An 18,325-nucleotide genomic window follows, 5' to 3' on the forward strand; every position below is an offset into this window, starting at 1 on the left:
GGGGAAGTACCCAATCGTCCCTATCTCGACTGATCTTCGGCGTTTCGTGGAAGTTCCACGCCGGGCTGGCAGGACGGACACCAGTAGGTGACCCGTTCGCCCAGTTCCTCCTTGCGGATGGCGGTCCCGCAGCGGCGGCACGGCTGGGTCCGGCGGCCGTAGACGTAGCTGGTGCCGCCCCGGTGCAACACGCCTGTGGTGCTCTGCGTCCACCGGCCCCGGTTGGCCGCGAGCAGCCGCTGGGCCAGCGCGACGGTGCCGGGCAGGTCCGGCACCGCGCCGACCGGCGTCCACGGCGACACGCCGCGCAGGAACAGCACCTCGCACTTGTAGAGGTTGCCCACCCCAGCCAGGTTGCGCTGGTCGAGCAGCGCCTCGCCGATGGTGCGGTCGGGGTCGGCCGCGAGCCGGCGGACCGCCTCGTCGGCGTCCCAGTCCGGGCCGAGCAGGTCCGGGCCGAGGTGGCCGACGAGCGACTCCTCGTCGGCGGTCGGCACCAGCGCCAGCTCGTGCAGGTGGTAGCCGACGGCGACCGCGGCGGGGGAGCGGAGCACCACCCGGATCAGGTGCGCCGGCCGCGCGGTCCAGCGCTCACCCGGGGCGTACGCCCGCCAGGCGCCGTCCATCCGCAGATGCGAGTGCAGCGTCCAGGGCTCGGCGTCGGTGCCGGTCAGGCGCAGCAGCAGGTGCTTGCCCCGGCTCGCCGACTCGCGCACGGTCCAGCCGGTCAGGTCGGTGGTGGCGAGCTGTGGCACACGGAAGTCGGACCCGGTGAGCCGGGCCCCGGCCAGCGCGCGTTGCAGGACGCGCGCGGTGTTCCAGACGGTGTCGCCTTCGGGCACCCCGCCATTGTCCCCTACCGAGCGGAATTCGCATGTGTCGCTATTTGTACTGAGGTTCCACTTGATCTGCGGAAACGCCAGGATCAGGGGGTTCTGAGGAGATGCCCATGGCACATTCACGACGTCGTACCGTCGTCGCCCTGACCGCACTGCTCACCGTGGCCGCCGGACTGCCCGGCACGCCCGCGCCGGCCGCGCCCCCACCCACCGCCGCGCCGTCCCGCGCCGCCGGTCCCGAACGCTGGTCCGTCGACCTCGCCGTGGCCGGCGGCGACGACGTCAACGTCGCCTGGCGGTCCGGCCGCCTGCGGCTGGCCGACCCGCGGCCCGCCGCCCGCACCCGCCCGGCCGCCGTGGGCGGACCGCTCGCCGAGGGCATCCTGCTGTCCGCGCCGCGCGCCCTGGACCGGCCCGCGACCCGGGTACGCGCACAGTTCGCCGCCCGCACCGGCGACGGGGGTACGGCGGTGGCCCAGGTGCGCGGCTGGCGGGCCCGCGGCTGGACCGAGTGGCGCGACGCCACCGAGGCGGTCTTCGACGCACCGGTCAGCCGGGTCCAGGCGCGCGTCGTGCTGACCACCCGCGACGCCGCGTCGGACGCCACAGTGACCGGTCTGACCCTGGCCGCCGACCGGGTCACCACCACAGCGGTCCAGCCGGCCGCCGCGCTCACCTACCGGGTGTACGCCACCCGGATCGGCCTGGTCGGCGGCACCACCGCCAACGGGCACACAGTGGCCACCCGGGACCACTTCGCGGCGCTGCCAACCCGGCGCGGCCTGTCCCCGCGAAACACCGGTGACTACACGGTAAAGGTCTGCACGACGAGCGGCAGCCGCTGCGAGTACGCCCCGGTCTGGGACGTCGGGCCCTGGAACACCCGGGACGACTGGTGGAACCCGGCGTCGATCCGGGAGAACTGGAAGGACCTGCCACGCGGGTTGCCGGAGGCGCAGGCGGCGTACCAGAACGGCTACAACGGCGGGCGCGACCAGTTCGGCCGTACCGTCCGCAACCCGGCCGGGCTGGACCTGGCCGACGGCACGTTCTGGGACGGGCTGCGGCTCACCGACAACGCGTGGGTGGACGTGACGCTGCTGTGGACCGGCGGCGGGGCGCGGGCGGTGGTCGGCTCCGGGCCGCTGAACCTGCGCGCCGGGGCGAGCACCTCGTACGCGAGCCGGGGGCTGGCCGCCACGTACGCCCACGTGCCGGTGCAGTGCTACGTGACCGGGCAGCGCATCGCCGGCACGTACCGCACGACGACGAGGTGGTACCGCCTGGTCGGCGGCAACTACGTCAGCCACGCGTACCTGTCCTCGATCTACGGCGGCACAGTCCCCCGCTGCTGAGCGGCGCCCTCCCGAGGGCTTTCCTCCGCGATCTTGCAGTTTCGGCCCTGCCCCGGGGGCATTCGCCCGTTATGCCGGGGCACCAACTGCAAGATCGCGGGGGAGACGGGTGATGGTGACCAGGGCGCCTGGGGTGGCGTGGAGGGTGTCGGCGGCTCGGCCGGTGTTCACCGCTACCGCGACCTGGCCGGCCGAGTCGACGTAGACCACCAGGGCGCCGGGGTCAGCGTCGCCGAACGTGCGGCCGTGGACCGCCTCGTGGCCGTTCACCAGCACCCGGGACGGCAGGCCGTCGAGCAGCGTGCCCGGCGCGGCGAGCTGGACGTTGCCGAAGTGGTCGACGGTCAGCACCTCGGCGCTGAAGCCGCCGGGCTCCGCGCGTACCACTGGGTCCGGCAGCCGGACCAGCGTGCCCGGGTGGACTGCCGGTCCCGCCTCGGCCGGCGACGCGCCGAGCGCCAGCCGAGCGGCCACCGGCGCGAACACGTCCCGCCCGTGGAACGTGCGGGACACGACCGGGCCGAGCCAGTCCGGATTGGTCAGCTCCACCGCGTCGGTCACCCCGCCGAGCGCCTCCGCGGCCGGGATCAGCAGCCCGTTGTCCGGCCCGACCAGCAGCCCGCCGGGCGCGGCGAGCGCGATCCCGCGCCGCGTCGTGCCGACACCCGGATCGACCACCGCCACGTGCACGCCCCACGGCAGGTACGGCACTGTCTGCGCGAGCACCGCCGCGCCCCGGCGTACGTCGGCCGGTGGGATCAGGTGCGTCACGTCGATCACCCGGACGGCCGGGGCGAGCCGGGCCAGCACGCCATGGCACGCCGCCACGAACCCGTCGGAGAGCCCGTAGTCGGTGGTCAGCGAGATCGAGGCCACCGGCACACCCTACGTTCCCGCTCCCCGGAACCACCGGCGGTCAGCCGCGCAGGCGCAGGCCGCGCGGGGTGGCGCGGAAACCGGCGGCGGTCAGCGCGTCGCGCAGCGGGGACGCGTGCACGGCCTCGCCGTCGGCGCGTTCCACCGAGATCGCGCCGAGCGCACCGGAGTGCACCGCGTCGGCGAGTGCCTTGCCGGCCGCGCCGAGCGTGTCGGTGTCGTCGGTGAAGGACAGGATCGTCCGGCCGCCCCGCTCGACGTAGAGCACCAGGTCGCCGCCGACGAGCACGACGAGCGCGCCCGCCTTGCGCCCGGCCCGGTGGCCGGTGGCCGGTGCCGCGCCGTCGCCGGAGTCGACGACTCGTTCCGGCCAGGGCAGCGCCGCGCCGTACGGGTTCGCCGGGTCGGTGGCCGCGAGCACTACCGTCGGCCCGCCCCGGCCCTGGGTGTCGTCGGCGAGCGCCCGGATGCGGTCCACCGCGCCCGGCACCGCGAACTGCGCCGCGCCGAGCCCTTCGACGAAGTAGCCGCGCCGGGCCGCCCCGCGTTCCTCCATCGCGGACAGCACCGGGTAGACCCCGGCGAAACCGCCGGTGACCTGCTCGGCCACGACCGCGCCCCGGGTCACCACGCCGTGCCGTTCCAGCAGCAGGTCGGCCAGGGCGGCGGCGCGGCGGGTGGGGTCGCTGTCGCGTTCGGGCAGCCGGGACCAGCGCCCGGCCATCGTGGGCGGACCGCTCCGGCTGGGCAGCGCCACCCGGCCGGGACGGCGGTAGCGGGTGCGCGGCGCCGAGGGCCGGGAGCGGTGCGCCCCGCCCGCGCCCAGCGCGGCCCGCAGCGGTGCGAGCGTGTCGTTCGTGAGGTGACCGGCCCACACCAGATCCCACACCGCGCCGGACAGGGCGGCGTCGTCGGTGGCGCCGATGCGGTCGGACAGCGAGCGGAAGAACAGCGCCTGCCCGTCGGCGAGCGCGTCGAGCACCGACTCGTGCAGCGGGGTGAGCGTCAGTGCCTCGTCCGGCGGCGGGAGCAGCAGCGGCGCGACGTCGGCGTACGCGAGCGTCACCCACCCGTCGCCGCCGGAGATCGCGCCCGCGCCGGCCCACACCACCTCCCCGCCGGCGCACAGCTCGTCGAGCTGGGCGGGGGAGTAGTCGGCCACCCGGGCGGGCAGCACCAGGCGTTCCAGGGCGGACGCCGGCACGCTCACGCCCTGCAACTGCTCGACGGTGGCGGCGACCGCCTCGACGCCCCGGGCCGACGAGCCGACCTGCTGCCAGCGGGGCAGGAACGCGGCGAGCGCGCGCGGCGGCACCGGTTCGATCTCCCGGCGCAGGGCGGCGAGCGAGCGGCGGCGCAGCAGGCGCAGCACCTCGGCGTCGCACCACTGGGTGCCCACCGTGTCCGGGGCGAACTCGCCGGAGACCACCCGGCCGGTCGCGGCGAGCCGCCGCAGTGCCTGCTCCACCACGAACACGCCGAGCCCGAACCGGGCCGCGCAGGTGGCGGCCGCGAACGGGCCGTGCGTGCGGGCGTACCGGGCGACCAGGTCGGCGAGCGGATCGGCCACCGGTGCGAGGTATGCCTCGGCGACGCCGACGGGCAGCGCCACCCCGAGCGCGTCGCGCAGCCGGGCGGCGTCCTCGACCACCACCCACCGATCCTCCCCGGCGATACGGACGCGCAGCACCCGCCGGGCCGCCGCCAGCTCGTCGGTCCACGACTCCGGCACGCCGCGCTCGGCTAGCTCGGCGCCGCTCAGGTCGCCGACCACGCGCAGCAGCTCGACCACGTCCTCCGGGTCGCGGGGCCGCCGCTGCTCGGTGCGCCAGCGCAGTTGGCGCGCGGTCTCGGCGAGCACCTCCGGGTCGAGCAGTTCCCGCAGGTCGACCCGGCCGAGCAGCTCGCCGAGCAGGCCGGAGTCGAGCGCCAGCGCGGCGGCCCGCCGCTCGGCCAGCGGGGCGTCGCCCTCGTAGAGGAACGCGCCGACGTACCCGAACAGCAGCGACCGCGCGAACGGCGACGGGCGCTCGGACTCCACCTCGACCAGGCGTACCTTGCGGGCGGCCAGGTCGCGCATCAGCCCGGCCAGGGCGGGCTGGTCGAAGACGTCCTGAAGACACTCGCGGGCGGCCTCCAGCGTGACCGGGAAGTCGGCGTACTCGCGGGCCACGTCGAGCAGCTGCGCGGCGCGCTGGCGTTGCTGCCACAGCGGCTGCCGCCGCCGGGGGTCGCGCCGGGGCAGCAGCAGCGACCGGGCCGCGCACTCGCGGAACCGGGACGCGAACAGCGCCGACGTGCCCACCGACTCCTCGACCAGCTGGGTGATCTCGTCCGGCTCGAAGACGACCACGTCGGCGCCGGGTGGTGTGTCCGCGGTGTCCGGCAGGCGCACCACGATGCCGTCGTCGGAGGGCATGACCTGGGCGTCCACGCCGTACCGCTCGGCCAGCCGGCGGCCGATCGCCAGCGCCCACGGCCCGTTGACGCGCGCGCCGAGGACCGAGTGCACGGCGAGCCGCCAGTCGCCCAGCTCGTCGCGGAACCGCTCGACCACCACCGTCCGGTCGTCCGGCAGCGACCGGGTGGCCGCCTTCTGCTCGCGCAGGTAGTTCATCAGGTTGCCGGCGGCCCAGTCGTCGAGCCCGCCGGCCCGCAGCGCCGCCACCGCGTCGGCGTCGGACTGCCGCAGCAGCGCCCGGACCCGGGCGCCGATCGCCCGCCCCAGCTCGACCGGGCGGCCGAGTTGGTCGCCCTTCCAGAACGGCATCCGGGCCGCCTGCCCGGGTGCGGGGGAGACGAGCACCCGGTCGGGGGTGATCTCCTCGATCCGCCAGGACGACGAGCCGAGCAGGAACACGTCACCCACCCGGGACTCGTAGACCATTTCCTCGTCCAGCTCACCGACCCGCGCCGCCCGCTCCGCGCCGGCCAGGAAGACGCCGAACAGGCCCCGGTCGGGGATGGTGCCGCCGCTGGTCACGGCGAGCCGCTGCGCGCCGGGCCGGCCGGTCAGCACGTCGGTGGCGCGGTCCCAGACCAGCCGCGGGCGCAACTCGGCGAACGCGGTGGACGGGTAGCGCCCGGAGAGCATGTCGAGCACCGCGTGCAGCGCCGAGTCGGGCAGCTCCGCGAACGGCGCCGCCCGCCGGACCAGCACCGCCAGGTCGCCGAGCCGCCACGGCTCCAGCGCCACCATCGCGACGATCTGCTGGGCCAGCACGTCGAGCGGGTTGCGCGGGTAGTGCAGCTCCTCGATCGCCCCGGCACCCATCCGCTCGGCCACCACTGTGCAGGAGAGCAGGTCGCCCCGGTGCTTGGGGAAGACGACGCCGCGCGAGACCGCGCCGACCTGGTGCCCGGCCCGCCCGACCCGTTGCAGCCCGGCGGCCACACTCGGCGGCGCCTCGATCTGCACCACCAGGTCGACGGCACCCATGTCGATGCCCAGCTCCAGACTGGACGTGGCGACCACGGCGGGCAGCCGGCCGGATTTCAGCGCCTCCTCGATCTGCTTGCGCTCCTCCCGGGAGACGCTGCCGTGGTGCGCCCGGGCGATCACCGCCGGCGCACCGGCCGCCGCGCCGGCCTGCGCCATCACCTCCGCCGGCTGCCGAGGCGCCCGCACCGGCCCGGGCCCGGCACCGGGCGGCGGGCCGTCGGCGCCGGGCAGCAGATCGGATACGCGCACCGGCTCCCCGCCCCGGGCCACGCGGCTGCCCTCCGGGGCGGACGCCGCCTCGATCTCCTCGGCGGCCAGCTCGTTGAGCCGGGCGCAGAGCCGTTCGGCGCTGCGCCGGGAGTTGGTGAACACGATGGTGGACCGGTGCGCGCGGATCAGCGCGAACACCCGCTCCTCGACGGCCGGCCAGATCGAGGCACGGCGGGGGGCGAGGCCGCCCAGGTCGTCCTCCGGCGGCTCCTGCTCGTCGAGGCGGGTCATGTCCTCCACCGGGACCTGGACGCTGACCTCGATGGTCTTGTCGGCCGGCGGCTGCACCACGTCGACCGGGCGCGCGCCGCCGAGGAAGCGGGCGCACACGTCGATCGGCCGGACGGTGGCGGACAGGCCGATCCGTTGCGCGGGCCGTTCCAGCAGCGCGTCGAGCCGCTCCAGGGACAGCGCCAGGTGGGCGCCGCGCTTGGTGCCGGCCACCGCGTGCACCTCGTCCACGATCACCGTGTCGACGCCGCGCAGCGAGTCGCGGGCGGCGGAGGTGAGCAGCAGGAACAGCGACTCGGGCGTGGTGATGAGGATGTCCGGCGGGGTGCGGGCGAAGGCCCGGCGCTCGTCGGCCGGGGTGTCGCCGGTACGCATCCCGACGGTGATGTCCGGCGGGGCCAGGCCGAGCCGGGAGGCGGCCTGGCGGATGCCGGTGAGCGGGGCGCGCAGGTTGCGTTCCACGTCGACGGCGAGCGCCTTGAGCGGGCTGACGTAGAGCACCCGGCACCGGCGCCGGAGGTCGGCCGGCGGCGGCTCCTTGGCGAGCCGGTCGAGCGACCAGAGGAACGCCGCGAGCGTCTTGCCGGAGCCGGTCGGCGCGACGACAAGGGCGTTGCGTGCGGCGGCCACCGAGCGCCAGGCGCCCTCCTGGGCCGGGGTGGGCGCGGCGAACGCCGCGGTGAACCACTCCCGGGTCGCCGCGCCGAACTGTGCCAGCACCCCGTCTGACTTGCCTGACCCGCCTGACCTGCTTGACGGGGTCACCTCGTCCGCCACGCACCCATCCTGCCGCGCGGGTGTGACATCCGGCCCGCCGCCGGACCGTTGCGTCCCGCGCACAGCGGTCGAAGAATGGAATGGGCGATTATTCCGTTAAGTCTTACTTAACTGCTTGCTTGTGGGCTGCAACATAAAGTAACTTCACTCGCGATGCGGCGTGGGGTGGAGGCGTGGATGACCGTCGAGGAACGAGTCCTGGGGCCGGGAACCGACGTGCTCATCCGTAAGGTCGACAGTCGCCTGGCCGTGCTGCGCGCCGGTCTGCACGGCCCCGATCTGGAGCTGGCCGAGGAACTGGCCGCACGGCTGCGCGAGATGATCCTGGCCACCGCCCGGTCCAGCGCCGCCGACCGGGCCCGGGTCCGGGCCGCTGTGCACTACTTCGTCCAGCGCCGGGAGAGCCGCGACGCCCGGCTGCCACTGCGCTCCCTGGCCGCCGCCCAGCGCGCCGTCGACCGCGCCGCCCACCAGCTGGCCACCCCCAACCCCACCCCCTGACCCCACCCCGCCGCCCTCCCGCGCCCCACCCCCGGCCCTCCCGCGCCCCACTCCGGTGATCAAGGAGTTTGCAGGCGGATCAGGCGCGCCGACGGACACAAACTCCTTGATCACCGCCGGGGGGGAGGAGTGGGTGGGGAGCCTGTGGCGGGCGGTGAGGGCTGGGGATATGGGTGGGTTTTGGAGAAAACGGCCCGGTTCGGTGCCTCTGTGGCGTGTGATCGGTTGTGACACCAGCGTGTTCGCGCGCTGTCACCTCGACCGGGAGTACGCGTGCTCGTCCTGCTGATCGTGCACCTGGTGGCGGCCCTGCTCGCCCCGCTGCTGGTCCGCCGGTGGGGTCCGCGCGCCTGCCTGCTGCTCGCGCTCGCCCCGGCCGCCACAGCGGTCTGGGCGGCGGCGCACACCGGTGCGGTACGCGACGGCGGCGCGGTCGTCGAGACGTACCCCTGGATCTCGCAGCTCCAGCTCGACGTGGCGCTGCGGGTCACGACGCTGTCCTGGCTGATGCTGCTGCTCGTCGGCGGCGTCGGCGCGCTGGTGCTGGTCTACTCCGCCCGCTACTTCCCGCCCGGGTCGACCGGCCTGGCCCGGTTCGCCGCTGTCATGGTCGCCTTCGCCGGTGCGATGCTCGGCCTCGTCGTCTCCGACGACCTGCTGCTGCTCTACGTGTTCTGGGAACTGACCACCGTCTTCTCCTACCTGCTCATCGGGCACAGCACCGAACGCCGGTCCAGCCGGTGGGCCGCCGCGCAGGCGCTCACCGTGACCACGCTGGGCGGGCTGGCCATGCTCGTCGGGTTCCTGCTGCTCGGCCACCACGCCGGCGGCTACCGGTGGTCGGCGGTGGCGGCCGCGCCGCTGCCCGGCGGCGGGTACCTGACCGTCGCGGTCCTGCTCATCCTCGCCGGGGCGCTGGCGAAGTCCGCGGTGTTCCCGTTCAACGCCTGGCTGCCGGTGGCGATGGCCGCCCCGACGCCGGTGAGCGCGTACCTGCACGCGGCGGCGATGGTGAAGGCCGGAATCTTCCTCATCGGACTGCTCGGCCCGGTGCTCGCCCCGGTCGACGGGTGGCGCCCGGTCACAGTGGTCGCCGGCCTGGTCACGCTCGTCATCGGCGGGTGGGCGGCGTTGCGGCAGACCGACCTCAAGCTGCTGCTGGCGTACGGGACGGTCAGCCAGCTCGGCCTGCTCACAGTGGTGTTCGGGGCGGGCACCCCGAAGGCGGCGCTGGCCGGCGTGGCGATGCTGGCCGCACACGCCCTGTTCAAGGCGGCGCTGTTCCTGGTCGTCGGCATCCTCGACCACGAGGCCGGCACCCGTGACCTGCGGGAGCTGTCCGGGGTGGGACGGGCCGCGCCGGTGCTGGCCACAGTCGCCACGCTGGCCGCCGCCTCGATGGCCGGGGTGCCGCCGCTGCTCGGGTTCGTCGGGAAGGAGGCGGCGCTCGCCGCGTTCACCGGCGATCCACTGGTCCTGATCGTGCTGGTGGCCGGCAGCGCGCTCACCGTCGCGTACAGCATCCGGTTCCTCTGGGGCGCGTTCGTCACCCGGCCCGGCGTGCCGGACACCGAGCTGGCCCGGCCGCCCGCCGCGATGCTCGTACCCCCGGCGCTGCTCGCCGTGGCCGGGCTCGCCGCCGGTCCGGCCGCCGGGTGGCTGAGCGGCCTGTTCGAGCCGTACGCCGAGCTGTTCGGGCCGGTCGAGGAGCACCTGGCGCTCTGGCACGGACCCACGGCGGCGCTCGGCCTGTCCGCCCTGGTGCTGGCCGGCGGTGTGGTGCTGCACCTGGTCCGCGGCCCGCTGGCGCCCGCGCTGGACCGGCTGCGCTCGCCGGTGAGCGGCAACCAGGGGTACGAGTGGGTGACGCACGGCTTCGACCGGCTCGCCATCGAGGTCACCGGCGCCACCCAGCGCGGCTCCCTGCCGCAGTACCTCGGCACCGTGCTGCTCGCGCTGGTGTTCGTGCCGGGGGGAGCGATGATCGCCACCGCGCCGTGGCGGGTCGACCTGGCGGTCTGGGACAACCCGGCCCAGCTCGTGGTCTGCGTGGTGATCGCGGTCGCCGCGCTGCTCGCGGTGGGCGCGCGGCGCCGGCTCACCGCGATGCTGCTCGTCGGCGTGACCGGCTACGGCACCGCGATGATGTTCGTCCTCTACGGCGCCCCGGACGTGGCGCTGACCCAGTTCCTGGTGGAGACCGCCACGATCGCGGTGTTCGTGCTGGTGCTGCGGCGGCTGCCGGAGCGCTTCTCGGCCCGCCCGCTGCGCCGCAGCCGCTGGGTGCGGCGCGGCATCGGGGTCGCCGCCGGCGTGGTGATGGCCGGTCTGGCGCTCGTCGCGGCCGGGGCGCGGCGGGCGCCGTCGATCTCCGCGGCCTTCCCGGACCTGGCCCTCACGCAGGGGTACGGCCGCAACGTCGTGAACGTGACGCTCGTGGACATCCGCGCCTGGGACACGATGGGGGAGATCTCGGTGCTCGTGGTGACCGCCACCGGCGTGGCCAGCCTGATCTACGAGCGTTCCCGCACCGGGCCGCGCCCTCGCCGCCCGCCACCGGCCGCGCTGCGTGCCGGGGACCGGCGCACGGTGTGGCTGCGCGGCGGGCAGACGCTGCCGGAACGGCGGCGCTCGATCGTCTTCGAGGTGGTCACCCGGCTGATCTTCCACACCGTACTGATCTTCTCGTTGTTCCTGCTGTTCTCCGGGCACAACGCGCCCGGCGGCGGTTTCGCCGGCGGGCTCGTGGCCGGGCTGGCGCTGGCCCTGCGTTACCTGGCCGGCGGCCGGTACGAGCTGGCCGAGGCGGCGCCGGTCGGTGCCGGCACGGTGCTCGGCGCGGGTCTGGGCATCTCGGTCGGCAGCGGCGTCCTCGGCCTGGCGCTCACCGGCCAGGTGCTGCAGAGCGTGAAGGTCAACCTGTGGCTGCCTGTGGTCGGCGACTTCTACCTGGTCACGTCGCTGTTCTTCGACGTCGGCGTCTATCTCGTGGTGGTCGGGCTGATCCTGGACATCCTGCGCAGCCTGGGCGCCGAGGTCGACCGGCACGTGGAGGCCGCGGGCGATGCGGGGCACGGGCTGGTGGTCCAGCGGGAGGGTCCCTCGTGAGCGCGAGGAGTGAGCCGGGTTTGCGAGCCCCGCAGTCGCGAACAGAGGTGGCTCAGTGAACAGGGGTGCGGCCGGGCCGACGCTGGTGCTGGTGCTGGCCGTCGGGGTGCTCGTCGCCGCCGGCGTCATGCTGTTGCTGGAACGCAGCCTGACCCGGATCCTGCTCGGCATCATCATGCTCGGCAACGGCGTGAACCTGCTCATCCTGCTCGGCGGGCGGTCCGGCGCCGCGCCGCTCGTCGGTTCCACCTCGCGGGGCGAGATGAGCGACGCGCTGCCGCAGGCAATGGTGCTCACCGCCGTGGTGATCACGTTCGGGCTGACCGCGTTCCTGCTCGCCGTCGCCTACCGGAGCTGGTACACCAGCGGTGACGACGAGGTGCAGGACGACCTGGAGGACCGGCAGATCGTCCGGCTCGCCGAGAGCAACGAGGTGTCCACTGCGGACCACGGCGGCGAGGGCCCGGACGACGACCCGGAGCAGGTGGACCCGGAGCCGGCCCGGCGGCGGCTGCATCGGGGGGACGCCTCGTGACCGCGCTCGTTCCGCTGCCGGTGGTGGTGCCGCTGCTCGGCGCGGCGCTCACCCTCCTGCTGTCCGGCCGGCCCGGGTTGCAGCGGTGGATAAGCGTGCTGTGCCTGTCCAGCGTCCTCGTGGTGGCGGCGGTGCTGCTGGTGCGGGCGTACGGCTCCGGGCCGGTGGTGGTGCACGTGGGCGGCTGGCCGGCGCCGGTGGGCATCGTGCTGGTGGCGGACCAGCTGGCGGCGCTGATGGTGCTCGTCTCCTCGGCGGTGACGCTGTGCGTGCTGCTCTACTCGATCGGCCAGGGCCGGGGCGAGACCGGGGAGACCGCGCCGGTGAGCATCTACCACCCGACGTACCTGGTGCTGACCGCCGGTGTCACGAACGCCTTCCTCGCCGGGGACCTGTTCAACCTCTTCGTCGGCTTCGAGATCCTGCTGGCCGCGAGCTTCGTGCTGATCACGCTGGGCGGCACCGAGGCGCGGTTGCGCACCGGATCGACGTACGTGGTGGTCAGCATCCTGTCGTCGCTGCTGTTCCTGTCCGCGGTGGGACTGGTGTACGCGGCCACCGGCACGCTGAACATGGCGCAGCTCGCCGGCCGGCTGGACGCGCTGCCGTCGGGCGTACGCCTGACCCTGCAACTGACGCTGCTGCTCGCGTTCGGGATCAAGGCGGCGGTGTTCCCGCTGTCGGCGTGGCTGCCGGACAGCTATCCGACCGCGCCCGCCCCCGTGACAGCGGTCTTCGCGGGCCTGCTCACCAAGGTCGGCGTGTACGCGATCATCCGCGCCGAGACGCTGCTGTTCCCCGGCGGCCAGGTCGCCACGCTGCTGATGGTGGTGGCCGGGCTGACCATGGTGGTCGGCATCCTGGGCGCGGTGGCGCAGTCGGACCTGAAGCGGCTGCTGTCGTTCACGCTGGTCAGCCACATCGGCTACATGATCTTCGGGGTGGCGCTGAGCAGCGTCGCCGGCCTGTCCGGGGCGATCTTCTACGTGGTGCACCACATCACCATCCAGACCACGCTGTTCCTGGTCGCCGGCCTGGTCGAGGAACGTGCGGGCAGCACCGACCTGCGGCGCATCGGCGGCCTGGCACGGGTCGCCCCGACCCTCGGCGTGCTCTTCTTCGTCCCCGCTATGAACCTCGCCGGCATTCCGCCGTTCTCCGGCTTCCTCGGCAAGCTCGGACTGCTCCAGGCCGGCGTGGCGGCCGGTGGCGTGCTGCCCGCCGTGCTCGTCGCGGCCGGCACGCTCACCAGCCTGCTCACCCTCTACGCCGCCTCCCGGGTGTGGAACATCGCGTTCTGGCGGGAGCCCCGGCTGGCCACCGCCACCCCGCCGGCCCGGCTGCCCGGGCTGATGGTCGGCGCGACCACCGCACTGGTGGCGCTGGGCGTGCTGTTCACGCTGGTGGCCGGGCCGCTGTTCCAGGTCACCTCGGACGCGGCCACCGACCTGCGCGAGCGCACCCCGTACGTGCGGGCGGTCCTGCCCCGGGACGTGCCGTGACCGACGAACTGCCCCCGGGCGGGGGCCCGACCGGGGAGCCCGCCGGCGTACCCCGGGCGGCGCCCGTCCCGGACGCCCCCGCGTCGGCCGTCGGCCGGGGCGGGCGGCGGCGGGACCAGGCGGTCGCGCTCGGCTGGCTGGTCGTCGCGTGGATGCTGCTGTGGGGCGACGTGTCCTGGGGCAACCTGGTCGCCGGCCTGGTGGTCGGCGCGGCGGTGCTGCTGTTCTTCCCGCTGCCGCCGGTCACGTTCGGCGGCCGGGTACGCCCCCGCGCGCTGCTGGTGTTCGCTGCCACGTTCGTCGCGGAGCTGGTCAGCGCCAGCCTCCACGTGGCAGCGGTGGCGCTGCGCTTCGGCTACCGCCCGCGCGGCGCGATCATCGCGGTGCCGCTGCGCGTGCGCACCGACCTCAACCTGACGCTCACCGCCGAGGTGATCTCGCTGGTGCCGGGCACGCTGATCCTCGACGTCGACCGGACCCGGGGCGTGCTCTACGTGCACGTGCTCGACGTACGCGGACCCGAGGACATCACCGGCAGCCGCGAGCGCGTGCTCGCCGTCGAACGGCGCATCGTGCGTGCCATCGGATCTCCCGACGAGGTACGCCGGCTCGACCTCGAACCCGTCGAACGGAGGAACCAACAGTGACTGCCCTGCTCGCCGTCGCGCTCACGGTGCTGCTCTCGGCCACCGCGCTGCTCGCCCTGACCCGGATCTACCGAGGACCGTCCCTGCTCGACCGCGTCGTCGGCGCCGACCTGCTGCTGACGGCGATGCTCGCCGCGGTCGGGGCGGAGGCCGCTGTCAACCGGCACGCCACCACGCTGCCCGTCCTGGTGGTGCTCTCCCTGCTCGGCTTCATCGGGTCGGTGTCGCTGGTGCGCTTCGCGGTCCGGGCTGAAGCGTGAGCGCGAGGAGTGAGCCGGTTTTGCGAGCCCCGCAGTCGCGAACGAACGGCGGATCAGCGTGAGCGCGGCCACCGTCGCGGACTGGGTGGGTGGGTTCCTGCTGCTGGCCGGGGCGGCGCTCGGCCTGGTCGCCGGCATCGGGCTGGTGCGCTTCCCGGACGTGCTGGACCGGATGCACACCGCCACCAAGCCGCAGGTGCTGGGCGTCCTGCTGCTCCTGGCCGGGCTGGCGCTGCGCCTGCGTACCCCCTCGGATCTGGGCATGCTGGTCCTGGTGGCGCTCTTCCAGCTCTCCACCGCTCCGGTGGCCGCGCAGATGATCGGCCGGGCCGCGTACCGTTCCGGACGGGTCGACCGGACGCTGCTGGACGTCGACGAGCTGGCCGGGCGGTGAACCGGACGCGCGGGAGGCTTCCCGGCACCCTCAGCGAACGTCCAGCGCGTACCGATAAAATGGGCTGCATGATCGACTCTCCTGCCCCGGAGGGCAGCAGTAGCCGGCCGGGTAATACCCGGCGAATTCCCTCCCCGACGACCCCGGGAGCACTGAACCTCCCGTGTTGATCCTCGTCGGTCTCCTTCTCATCACCGTCCTCACCGCCGCCACCGGTTACTTCGTGGCCCAGGAGTTCGGTTACGTCGCCGTGGACCGGGGCAAGCTCAAGCAGCTCGCCGACGGTGGCGATCGTGCCGCGGCCCGGGCCCTGGAGGTGACCGCGCGGCTCTCCTTCATGCTGTCCGGCGCCCAGCTCGGCATCACGGTGACCGCCCTGCTGGTCGGTTACGTCGCCGAGCCGTTCCTGGGTGCCGGGCTGGCCGACCTGCTCGGCCTCGCCGGGCTGTCCAGCGCGGTCACCCTGCCGCTGTCGGTGGCCCTCGCCCTGGTCATCGCCACAGTGGTGCAGATGGTCCTCGGCGAGCTGGCGCCGAAGAACCTGGCCATCGCGCGGGCCGAACCGCTGGCCCGGGCGCTGGCGCGGTCCACCCTGATCTACCTGAAGATCGCCGGTCCGCTGATCACGCTGTTCGACAGGGCGGCCGTACGGCTGCTCCGCCGGCTCGGCATCGAGCCGATCGAGGAGCTGCCCAGCGGCGCCACCCCGCAGGACCTGGAACAGATCATCGCCGAGTCCCGGGAGGAGGGGCACCTCGACGCCGAGATGTCAGACCTGCTGGACCGGGGTCTGGACTTCCGGGAACTGACCGCCGGGGAGGCGATGGTGCCGCGCGTCGACGTGCACACCATCCGGGCCGACGAGCCGGTCAGCCGGATCGTCGAGCTGCTGGACACCGGCCACTCCCGGTTCCCGGTGAGCGGCGCCGAGGGCGTCGACGACCTGATCGGTGTGGTCGGCATCGCCGACGTGCTCGGGGTGCCCCCGGCGCAGCGCGCGACCACCCGGGTCGACGCGGTGGCCGTACCCCCGTTGCTGGTGCCCGAGACGCTGCCGCTGCCGACGGTGCTGGACCGCCTGCGGTCCGGGCACCGGCAGCTCGCCTGCGTGGTCGACGAGTACGGCGGCTTCGCCGGCGTGATCACGCTGGAGGACCTGGCCGAGGAGCTGGTCGGGCCGATCCGCGACGAGGACGACCCGCCGGACCGGGCCGCGGCCCGGCAGGAGGACGGCTCCTGGGTGGTCCCGGCGCGCTGGCGCATCGACGAGGTCGCCGACAGCACCGGCATCGAGCTGCCCGAGCGCCCCGAGTACGACACGCTCTCCGGCTTGGTGATGCGGGAGCTGGGCCGGGTGCCCGAGGTCGGTGACCTGCTGGAGATCCCGGTCGCCACGGACGGCGACGAGCCGGCCGGCGGCCCCCGGGTGCTGGTCGAGGTGCTGGCGGTGGACCGGCACGTGGCCGACTCGGTGCGGCTGCGGCCCACCGCCGACGTGTCCGGGGAGGGTTCCGCATGAGCCCCGGGTTCGCGTTGTTCTTCTCCGTGGTGCTGCTGGCGCTGAACGGATTCTTCGTGGCCGCCGAGTTCGCGCTCATCGCGTCCAAGCGGTACCGCCTGGAGCAGGCCGCCGCCGGTGGCGGCCGGGCGGCCCGCGCGGCGCTGGACGGCGTCCGCGAGCTGAGCCTGATGCTGGCCGGCGCACAGCTCGGCATCACGCTGTGCACGCTGGGTCTTGGTGCGCTGGCCGAGCCGGCCATCGAGCACCTGCTCAGCCCGTTGCTGCACGCGGTCGGCCTGCCCACCGCGGCCAGCCACGTGGTCGCGCTGGTGTTCGCGTTGTCGCTGGTGACGTTCCTGCACCTGGTGGTCGGCGAGATGGCCCCGAAGTCGTGGGCGATCACCGACGCCGAGCGTTCGGCGATGCTGCTGGCGCTGCCGTTCCGGGCGTTCGCCCGGATCGCCCGGCCGGTGCTGTCGGTGCTCAACGGGCTCGCGAACGCGATGCTGCGGCTGGTCGGCGTGCAGCAGCAGGACCAGCTGGCCCAGGTGCACGGCCCGGACGAGCTGCGCATCCTGCTGGAGCAGTCCCGGGAGCACGGGCTGCTCGGCGCCGAGCAGCACCAGCTGCTGACCAGCATGCTGGAGCTCCAGGGCACCACAGTGGCCCAGGTGATGGAGCCGTTCGACCAGATCGTCACTGTGGGCCGGGGCGAGACCGCCGAGCGGATCGAACACGTCTCGCGCGACAGCGGCCGGTCCCGGCTGGCAGTTGTCGACGCCGGTGGCGAGGTGTGCGGCCTGGTGCACGTACGCGAGGCGGTGCGCGCCGTCACCACCGGCCGTCCGGCGACCGCGGAGGAGCTGATGACCAGCGCCTTCACGCTGCCGGCCGAGGCGTCGGTGACCGAGGCGGTGACCTCCATGCGGGCGCAGCAGGCGCAGCTCGCGCTGGTGAGCAACGGCGGTGGGCCGACCCGGCCCATCGGGTTCGTCGCGCTGGAGGACCTGCTGGAGGAGGTCATCGGCGAGTTCGACGACGAGACCGACCCGGTGCCGCGAGGCCGCCGGATGCGCTGAGCGTCGTGATCCGGGCCGGCGTCCGTTCCGGCCTGGCATGGCCGGGCGGGCAGCGGGAAAGCCCCGGTATGCGGTTGACCGGCGTGTCGCGGGACTCCGCCTGGACCGGGCTGTCGGTGAGCACCACGCTGCCCAACCCGAGCACCCGGCCGGGCCTGCGCCTGCCCGGCCGGGTGACGCTGAGCGCGGGCGGCTCGGACGTGCCGGTGCGGCACATCCGGCTCGGGCTGGTGACCCAGGTCGAACCGGAGGACCCGGAGGCGCCGCGCCGCCTGGTGCAGTTCCGGACGTGGACGATCGCGGGGCGGTTCGTGGTGCCGGCCGGGCGGCGGCGCGCTGTCGACTTCGCCGTGCCGCTGCCGTGGGAGTCGCCGGTGACCACGTACGGCGGGGTGCCGCTGTTGAGCCTGCGTACCGGCCTGCGCACCGAGGTGTCTGTGGATCCGGAGGTGGATCAGGGCGCGATGGTGCCGGTGCTGATCCATCCGCTGCCCGCCCAGGAGCACGTGCTCGCCGCGCTGGACACGCTCGGCTTCGCGATCCGGCAGGCGGGCCTGCGGGAGGGGCGGCTGCCGGGGGTGGAGCAGACGCTGCCGTTCCAGCAGTGGTACGGGTTCTGGGCCGCCCCGCTCTATGCCGGCCCGATGACCGAACTCGAAATGATCATGCTGACCGACTCGGCCGGCATGGAAGTGCTGCTCTGGTTGGACCGGCGGCTCTCCCTGGCCGGGATCACCCACCAGAGCATCAGCCGGTTCCGGGTCTGGCACGCCGGCGCCGACAAACGGGACTGGGTGGCCACAGTGGACGGCTGGCTGCGGCATGCCATCGACAGGCACGCGGCGGCCGCCTCGCACGCCGACTGGTCGGCCACGATTCGCGAGTCGGCGCACGTCAGCCGCCGCCCCGACCGCCCGGTCGCGCCGGGTTACGGGCTCGGGGGTACGGCCGGCGGCGCGGGCATCGGCGGTGGTGGCGGAGGCGGCGACGGCACGTGAGCGTGTGCGC

14 protein-coding genes are annotated in these 18,325 nt (G+C 74.3%); 11 read left to right on the forward strand and 3 right to left on the reverse strand.

Annotation, left to right across the window (positions count from 1 at the left end; all coding sequences use genetic code 11):
- Nucleotides 1-20 precede the first annotated feature (20 nt).
- Nucleotides 21-842, reverse strand: a complete 822-nt coding sequence (locus AB0B20_RS02225; RefSeq protein WP_357382525.1) for a DNA-formamidopyrimidine glycosylase family protein — start codon at nt 840-842, stop codon at nt 21-23.
- A gap of 107 nt (nt 843-949) precedes the next feature.
- Here AB0B20_RS02225 and AB0B20_RS02230 point away from each other — a divergent pair, with 107 nt between their 5' ends.
- Nucleotides 950-2,194, forward strand: coding sequence for a hypothetical protein (locus AB0B20_RS02230; protein WP_357467394.1), 1,245 nt, complete (start codon nt 950-952; stop codon nt 2,192-2,194).
- Between the two features lie 69 nt (nt 2,195-2,263).
- Here the strand turns inward: AB0B20_RS02230 and AB0B20_RS02235 are convergent, their stop codons facing one another.
- Together AB0B20_RS02235 and AB0B20_RS02240 are read right to left on the reverse strand one after the other, a co-directional pair.
- Complete coding sequence (locus AB0B20_RS02235) at nt 2,264-3,070, reverse strand: SAM-dependent chlorinase/fluorinase (RefSeq protein ID WP_357382529.1); 807 nt, start codon at nt 3,068-3,070, stop codon at nt 2,264-2,266.
- Between the two features lie 40 nt (nt 3,071-3,110).
- A complete protein-coding gene (locus AB0B20_RS02240; protein ID WP_357467567.1) occupies nt 3,111-7,778 on the reverse strand; it encodes a DEAD/DEAH box helicase in 4,668 nt (1,555 codons plus the stop codon).
- Between the two features lie 189 nt (nt 7,779-7,967).
- Between AB0B20_RS02240 and AB0B20_RS02245 the strand changes: the two genes are divergently transcribed.
- The 10 genes from AB0B20_RS02245 to AB0B20_RS02290 all read left to right on the forward strand — a co-directional run bounded on the left by AB0B20_RS02245 (nt 7,968) and on the right by AB0B20_RS02290 (nt 18,315).
- Nucleotides 7,968-8,291 (forward strand): hypothetical protein, encoded by a 324-nt coding sequence (locus AB0B20_RS02245; protein WP_357382774.1) that lies wholly within the window; start codon nt 7,968-7,970, stop codon nt 8,289-8,291.
- 273 nt (nt 8,292-8,564) lie between these two features.
- Complete coding sequence (locus AB0B20_RS02250) at nt 8,565-11,399, forward strand: Na+/H+ antiporter subunit A (protein ID WP_357382531.1); 2,835 nt, start codon at nt 8,565-8,567, stop codon at nt 11,397-11,399.
- 55 nt (nt 11,400-11,454) lie between these two features.
- Nucleotides 11,455-11,934 (forward strand): Na(+)/H(+) antiporter subunit C, encoded by a 480-nt coding sequence (locus tag AB0B20_RS02255; protein WP_357382533.1) that lies wholly within the window; start codon nt 11,455-11,457, stop codon nt 11,932-11,934.
- A complete protein-coding gene (locus AB0B20_RS02260) occupies nt 11,931-13,436 on the forward strand; it encodes a Na+/H+ antiporter subunit D (RefSeq protein WP_357382535.1) in 1,506 nt (501 codons plus the stop codon). The genes AB0B20_RS02255 and AB0B20_RS02260 overlap by 4 nt, the downstream gene beginning before the upstream one ends.
- Nucleotides 13,433-14,083 (forward strand): Na+/H+ antiporter subunit E, encoded by a 651-nt coding sequence (locus tag AB0B20_RS02265; RefSeq protein WP_357382537.1) that lies wholly within the window; start codon nt 13,433-13,435, stop codon nt 14,081-14,083. Before AB0B20_RS02260 ends, AB0B20_RS02265 begins: the two co-directional genes overlap by 4 nt.
- The gene (locus AB0B20_RS02270) at nt 14,080-14,343 is read left to right on the forward strand and encodes a monovalent cation/H+ antiporter complex subunit F (protein ID WP_357382539.1); all 264 of its coding nucleotides are present in this window, start codon (nt 14,080-14,082) and stop codon (nt 14,341-14,343) included. Before AB0B20_RS02265 ends, AB0B20_RS02270 begins: the two co-directional genes overlap by 4 nt.
- Nucleotides 14,344-14,401: 58 nt before the next feature.
- Nucleotides 14,402-14,737 (forward strand): monovalent cation/H(+) antiporter subunit G, encoded by a 336-nt coding sequence (gene mnhG / locus AB0B20_RS02275; protein ID WP_357467397.1) that lies wholly within the window; start codon nt 14,402-14,404, stop codon nt 14,735-14,737.
- A 163-nt stretch (nt 14,738-14,900) separates the two neighbouring features.
- Complete coding sequence (locus AB0B20_RS02280; RefSeq protein WP_357467400.1) at nt 14,901-16,256, forward strand: hemolysin family protein; 1,356 nt, start codon at nt 14,901-14,903, stop codon at nt 16,254-16,256.
- Complete coding sequence (locus tag AB0B20_RS02285) at nt 16,253-17,317, forward strand: hemolysin family protein (protein WP_357467404.1); 1,065 nt, start codon at nt 16,253-16,255, stop codon at nt 17,315-17,317. The genes AB0B20_RS02280 and AB0B20_RS02285 overlap by 4 nt, the downstream gene beginning before the upstream one ends.
- A gap of 68 nt (nt 17,318-17,385) precedes the next feature.
- The gene (locus AB0B20_RS02290; RefSeq protein WP_357467407.1) at nt 17,386-18,315 is read left to right on the forward strand and encodes a sporulation protein; all 930 of its coding nucleotides are present in this window, start codon (nt 17,386-17,388) and stop codon (nt 18,313-18,315) included.
- Nucleotides 18,316-18,325 lie beyond the last annotated feature (10 nt).

Source organism: Micromonospora sp. NPDC049151 (genome assembly GCF_040648395.1).
Classification (GTDB): Bacteria; Actinomycetota; Actinomycetes; order Mycobacteriales; family Micromonosporaceae; genus Micromonospora.